At 70.2% G+C, this 6,004-nt stretch carries 3 protein-coding genes and 4 pseudogenes; 6 read left to right on the plus strand and 1 reads right to left on the minus strand.

The features are described from left to right. From GJ632_RS18530 to GJ632_RS18545, 4 genes and pseudogenes are all read left to right on the plus strand, one after another. On the plus strand, positions 1–417 hold a 417-nt coding region (locus tag GJ632_RS18530), incomplete at its 5' end, for a DUF5791 family protein (protein ID WP_231751673.1). Next, the gene (locus tag GJ632_RS18535) at positions 418–1,326 is read left to right on the plus strand and encodes an SDR family oxidoreductase (RefSeq protein WP_191453713.1); all 909 of its coding nucleotides are present in this window, start codon (positions 418–420) and stop codon (positions 1,324–1,326) included. An 80-nt stretch (positions 1,327–1,406) separates the two neighbouring features. Beyond that, positions 1,407–2,599, plus strand: a pseudogene (locus GJ632_RS18540) (bifunctional oligoribonuclease/PAP phosphatase NrnA). Positions 2,600–2,682: 83 nt separating this feature from the next. Next, positions 2,683–3,777: pseudogene (locus GJ632_RS18545) on the plus strand (aldo/keto reductase). 4 nt (positions 3,778–3,781) lie between these two features. Here GJ632_RS18545 and GJ632_RS25010 read toward each other — a convergent pair. Continuing rightward, a complete protein-coding gene (locus GJ632_RS25010) occupies positions 3,782–3,952 on the minus strand; it encodes an HVO_0758 family zinc finger protein (RefSeq protein ID WP_177232533.1) in 171 nt (56 codons plus the stop codon). A gap of 184 nt (positions 3,953–4,136) precedes the next feature. On the opposite strand from GJ632_RS25010, the pseudogene GJ632_RS18550 reads away from it, so the two are divergent. Together GJ632_RS18550 and GJ632_RS18555 are read left to right on the plus strand one after the other, a co-directional pair. Then, a pseudogene (locus GJ632_RS18550) lies at positions 4,137–5,332 on the plus strand (MFS transporter). A 109-nt stretch (positions 5,333–5,441) separates the two neighbouring features. Continuing rightward, positions 5,442–6,004, plus strand: a pseudogene (locus GJ632_RS18555) (glycosyl transferase family 2); the annotation flags it as partial.

Genomic DNA, 6,004 nt, shown 5'->3' on the forward strand with positions numbered 1-6,004 from the left:
GCCGACGACCCGGCGTCGCTATCGAGGACCGAGTTGCGAGAGGCGTACGAGCGACAGATTCGAGACGTGGTCGACGGTGTCGGCGTCGAGACGGCGGCGGCCGAGTCCGGCGTGGACGCGGACCTGGTCGCCGACGTCGCCGCGGGCGAAGCCCCCGAGATGCGCGTCGAGGAGGCGGCGGCCCTGTTGGCGCTGTCGGACGACTATCCGGACAGCGAGGCCATCGTCCTCGAACTCCGCGACCACCTCCTGCTGGGGATGACGACGGGCGTGCTGGACGTCGACACCATCGCCTCGAACGTCGAGTTGGGGCTCTCCGGACAGGAGATTCAACAGGCCTTGGAGGGCCGCAACCCGATGACGCTCGAACAGTTGGCGGCGATCCACCGCTTCATCGCCGAGCGAAACGACCGATAGATGGCGCACGCAGTCGTCCTCGGATGCGGGTACGTGGGGCTCGAACTCGGCCGCCAACTCGTCGACGAAGGCCACGACGTGACGGGCGTCCGTCGGTCGGACGACGGTCTCGCGGCCGTCGAGTCGGCCGGACTGACGCCCGCACGCGCCGACGTGACCGACCCGGACTCGCTGGCCGCCCTCCCGGACGCCGACTGGGTCGTGTTCGCCGCCAGTTCCGGGGGGCGCGGCGCTGACGCCGCCCGGCGCGTCTACGTCGAGGGGTTGCGGAACGCCGTCGACGAGTACGGCTCCCGAGCGTCGCCGCTGGACCGACTCGTCTACACCTCCTCGACCGGCGTCTACGGCGACCACGGCGGCGACTGGGTCGACGAGGAGACGCCGCTGGACCCGACGACGGAGAAGACGCGGGTGCTTGCGGAGGCCGAACGTGCGGCCGTCGAAGACGCGGACGAGGCGGGCATCGACGGCACCGTCGCGCGCTTCGCGGGGTTGTACGGGCCGGACCGCTACCGACTCGACCGCTACCTCACGGGGCCGGTCACCGAGGGCTACCTGAACATGGTCCACCGCGACGACGCCGCCGGAGCCGTCCGGTTCCTCCTCGACGCCGACGCCGCCCGCGACGACGCGGTCCTCGTCGTGGACGACGAACCGGTCGAGAAGTGGGCGTTCGCGGACTGGCTGGCCGACGAGTGCGGCGTCGACCGCCCGCCCAAGCGGACGAAGGAGGACCGACTCGACGACCCGGACCTCTCGGAGGCGGCGCGGCGGCGCATCCTGACGAGCAAGCGGTGCTCGAACGACCGACTCCGCGAACTCGGCTACGAGTTCGCCTACCCGACGTACCGCGAGGGCTACCGCGCGGCCATCGACGCCTACCGCGAGTCGACGACCGGGAGCGAGTAGGGCGCGTCGCGGCACATCCTGTCGCCGTTCGAGCGTCGAATAGAAGGAATCTTCATACGTATGGCTCTGGACCACAGCGTATGGATTCGAGCGCGACCGCCGGTGCGGCGGACGTCGCCGCGCAGGTGGTGGGCGGGGCCGAGTCCGTCTTCGGGACGCATCCGGAGTTAGTCGCCGCGCTCATCGTGGGGACGGTGGCGTTAGTCGGTGGGCTGTACGCCATCCTGCGGTTCAAGCGACCGATGGGGACGCGATTTCTGGAACGCCTCTCGGAGTTGAACGAGGTGGCGGTGTTGATGCACCCGAACCCGGACCCCGACTCGATGGCGGCCGCCATCGGCGTCGCCTGTCTCGCGGAGCAGGTCGAGACGACGGCGCACATCCAGTACTCCGGACAGATACGGCATCAGGAGAACCGCGCGTTCGAGACGGTACTGGACCTCGAACTCGACGCCATCGACCACGTCACCGACCTCGCGGCCGAACACGTCGTCCTCGTGGACCACAACCGCCCGCGCGGGTTCGCGGGTGCCGACGGCGTCCTCCCGTTCGCCATCGTGGACCACCACCCCGGCGAGGGGACGGGCGAGCAGTTCACCGACGTGCGGACGAACTACGGCGCCAGTTCCAGCATCGTCGCCGAGTACTTCCGCGACATCGGCGCGAAGCCGGTCCCGCCGGACCGGCACGCGAGCGAAGTCGGCTCCGAGTACACCGTCCCCTCGACGGTGGCGACGGGCCTGCTCTACGGCATCCTCACCGACACCAAACGGCTCACCGCGGGCTGTTCGGACGCCGACTTCTCCGCCGCGGGCTACCTCTACCCCGGCGTCAACGAGGACATCCTCGACCGAATCGCCAACCCCGAGGTGTCGAAGGAGGTGCTCGAACTCAGGCCCGCGCCATCGCCGGGCGCGACGTCCGCGGACCGTTCGCCGTCAGCGACATCGGGACGCTCTCGAACGTGGACGCCATCCCGCAGGCGGCCGACGAACTCATCCAGTTGGAGGGGGTCACGGCCGTTGTCGTCTGCGGCGAACGCGACGGCACCCTCTACCTCTCCGGTCGCTCTCGCGACGACCGCGTCCACATGGGCCGGACTCTCGAACACGCCCTCGACAACGTCCCCGGCGCGTCGGCCGGCGGGCACGCGCGCATGGGCGGCGGGCAGATTCCGCAGCGAGACGGTCACATCCTCACCGACGGCGGCGACGCCCTCACCCGGACGACGCTGTGCGAACGCCTGTTCGACGCCATGTCCGGCGACGTGTAGGGCCGTCGCCCGAGTCGAGAGCGAGGGGCGTTCACGCCGTCGAAGCCGGAGCGCGTTTACGCCGCCGACCCGTACCGCGCCGCATGGCGACGACATCCGGCACGTGGGGGTACCGAGACCAGTTCGGCGACGCGTTCGCGCGGACGTCTTCCGCCGGTTCGGCCCCGGCGTCGTGTCGAGCATCGGCGTCGGGACGTACCTCGGCGACCCGACGGACGACGCCGACGCCCGCTACCGCGAGGCGCTGACGACGGCACTCGAATCAGGCCTGAACCTCGTCGACACGGCCATCAACTACCGCTGTCAGCGGAGCGAACGCGTCGTCGGCGACGCGGTGCGCGCGGCGGACGTCTCTCGCGAGGAAGTCGTCGTCGCCACGAAGGGCGGGTTCGTCCCGTTCGACGGCTCCCGCCCCGAAGACCCCGGCGCGTACGTCCGCGACGAGTTCGTCCGCACCGGCGTCGTCGAACGCGAGGACCTGGCTCGCGGGAGTCACGCCATCTCGCCCGCGTTCCTCGCTGAGTCGCTCGACCGGTCGCTGTCGAACCTCGGCCTCGACAGCGTGGACTGCTACTACGTCCACAACCCCGAGACGCAGTTGGCCGTCCGGTCGCGCGAGGCGGTGTACGACCAGTTGGAGGCGGCGTTCGAGACGCTCGAAGAACGGCGATTGGCGGGCGACGTCGGCGTCTACGGCGTCGCTACGTGGGAGGCGTTCCGCGTCCCGCGCGACCACGACCGCTACCTCTCGCTCCCCGAAGTCCACGCCCGCGCCGAACGCGCCGCCGAGTCGGCGGGCGCCGACGACTGCGGACTCGCGGCGATTCAGCTCCCGTTCAACGTCAGCATGGCCGACGCGTTCGGCGTCGAGGCGCACCGCCACCCGACGGAGGACAGAGACGTGAGCGCGCTCTGGTACGCACAAGAGGCCGGACTCGACGTGTTCGCCAGCGCGAGTCTCGCGCAGGGGGACCTCGCGGCGTCGATACCGGAGACGGTGGACGCGCAACTCTCGGGGGAGACGGCCGGCCCAACGGGCCATCAACTTCGCGCGGAGCGCACCCGGCGTGACGGCCGCACTCGTCGGCACCGGGTCACCCGACCACGTCGCGGAGAACGTCGCCGCGGGGACGTTCGAACCGCTCGGCGCCCGCGCGTTCGACGCCGTCTTCGAGTAGCGCGTTACCGCAGTTCCTTCCACTCGCTGCCGCACTCGGGGCAGGTCCGCACGGAGAACACCTCGTCGGGGTCGTTCCGCTTCTTGAGCGACTCGCCGCACTCCGCGCAGGTCAGTCGGTCGTACGTGTCTTTCTCCAGTTCGCCGTCGCGCAACCCCTTCCGCGTGCTCTTCATCCTGCCTCGGCTTTCGCAAGGCGCGTGTAAAAACCCGCGGTACCGAGTCTCACACCTGATACGGGGGCCGTTCGACGGCGAACGCCGGCAAGACCCGCCGCAACGGCGTTCCGGAACGCTTGAAGTGCCGGGGGCGGAATCGGAGAGCGTGTCACGAGGCCGGCTGTTCGGAACGCTGTGTTCGATGGTGTTGCTCGTCAACCTCGCGCGGGTGGTGTTCGCCCCGTTACTGGAGCAACTCATCACCGTCTTCGGCATCGGCGAGGGCACCGCCGGCCTCATCGCGACGCTCGTCTGGGTCGGGAGCGCGATTCCGCGCATCCCCACCGGGTGGGTGCTGACCCGCGTCCCCAGACACCGCGTCGTCCTCGGGACGGGCGTGATTCTGACCGTCGCCTCCGCGTTCACCGCCGCCGCGAACTCCGTCGCCATGGTCGCCGTCGGCGCCCTCCTGATGGGGCTCTCCTCGGGCGTCTACTTCGTCTCCGCCAACCCCCTCGTGAGCGAACTCTACCCCGAACGCGTCGGGCGCGCGATGGGCATCCACGGGATGGCCAGCCAACTGGCGGCCGTCGTCGCCGCGCCGTTCGTCACGCTCGTCCTCACGCTGTTCGTGGAGTGGCGCGTCGTCTTCGTCTGCATCGGCATCGTCGCGTTCGTCGCCACCCTCGCACTCTACTGGACCGCGCGGCGGACCGACCTGCCGGAGGCGGGCAGCGAGGACCGGAACCTGCTCGCCGCGGCGGTGAACCAGTGGCGCGTCATCCTCCTCGGCGTCGTCATCCTCGGCTTCACCGGCTTCGTCTGGCAGGGGCTGTTCAACTTCTACGAACTCTACATGCAGACGAAGGAGGTGGGCGACGCGACGGCGAAGAACATGCTGACGCTCATCTTCGCGGCGGGCGTCCCCGCCTTCTTCGTCTCGGGGCGACTCGCCGACCGACTGCCGCGTGTCCCCTACCTGCTCTCTATCGTCGCCGCCTTCGTCGTCGGCGTCCTCGCGTTGACCGTCGCGGAGGGTCTCGTCGCCCTGCTGGTCCTCACGGCGTTCGTCGGCTACGTCATCCACAGCCTGTTTCCGGCGCTGGACACCTACCTGCTCGACACGCTGCCCGACGAGAACCGCGCGAGCGCGTACGCCGTCTACTCGGCGGGCATGATGGTCGTGCAGCGTCCGGCTCCTCGGTCGTCGGCGCTCTCCGCGAGGGCGGCGCCGTCTACGAGGTGTTTCGAAGCGTCACCGCCGGGATTCCGCTGCTCGGCACGCTCCCGGCGGGCGGCCTCTCGTACGACGCCATCTTCACCGGCTTCGCCGTCGGCCTCGCCGTCGTCGTGACGACGCTGCTCGTCCTCCAGCGAGCGAACCGCCTCCCGCAGTAGCGGGCGGCCTCGTTCTCGCGGCGATGTCCTCGTTGCGGCCGCCGGAACCGACCCCGCACACGCGCTGGAACCCTCCCGTTTTTCTGCCGTCACTCCTCACGAACGACTGATGGAGTACGTTCAGGAGCGGGTGGCGACGCTGCACGACCTGACCGACCCGGTTCCGGACGCGCCGACGGAACGGGCGGCGGTGGTCGTCCCGATGACCGAACGCGAGTACGCCGGCCTCGCCGCCGACCGCGTGCTCTCGGTCCTCGAACGCGTCTCGCCCGCCCGCGTCGTCGTCCCCCTCCGCGCGCGCGAGAGCGCGTCGGCCCGTTCCGCGAGTGGCTCTCGGAGTACGACCTGCCACTCGAGGTGTTGTGGTGCGACGGGCCGCGCGTCGCGGACCTGCTCGAACGCGTCGGCGCGGACGGTGACCGCGGGAAGGGGCGGGACGTGTGGCTGGCGCTGGGCCGCGCCGCCGAGGAGGAGTTCGTCGTCGTCCACGACGCGGACACGAAGACGTACGACCGCTCGTACGTCTCGCGCCTCCTGTTCCCGCTGGCCGAGGGCTACCGGTTCTCGAAGGGCTACTACGCCCGCGTCGAGGACGAACGCCTGTACGGACGCCTGTTCCGACTGTTCTACGCGCCCCTCGTCCGCGCGTTGCAGGACGAGACGGACGCCCCC

Origin of the sequence: Halogeometricum sp. CBA1124 (assembly GCF_009741955.1) — an archaeon.
Lineage (GTDB): Archaea > Halobacteriota > Halobacteria > Halobacteriales > Haloferacaceae > Halogeometricum > Halogeometricum rufum.

Excerpts from the sequence above, each read along its gene's own strand:
- GJ632_RS25010 (WP_177232533.1), bottom strand. The coding sequence starts at position 3,952 with ATGAAGAGCACGCGGAAGGGGTTGCGCGACGGCGAACTGGAGAAAGAC.
- GJ632_RS18535 (WP_191453713.1), top strand. The coding sequence starts at position 418 with ATGGCGCACGCAGTCGTCCTCGGATGCGGGTACGTGGGGCTCGAACTC.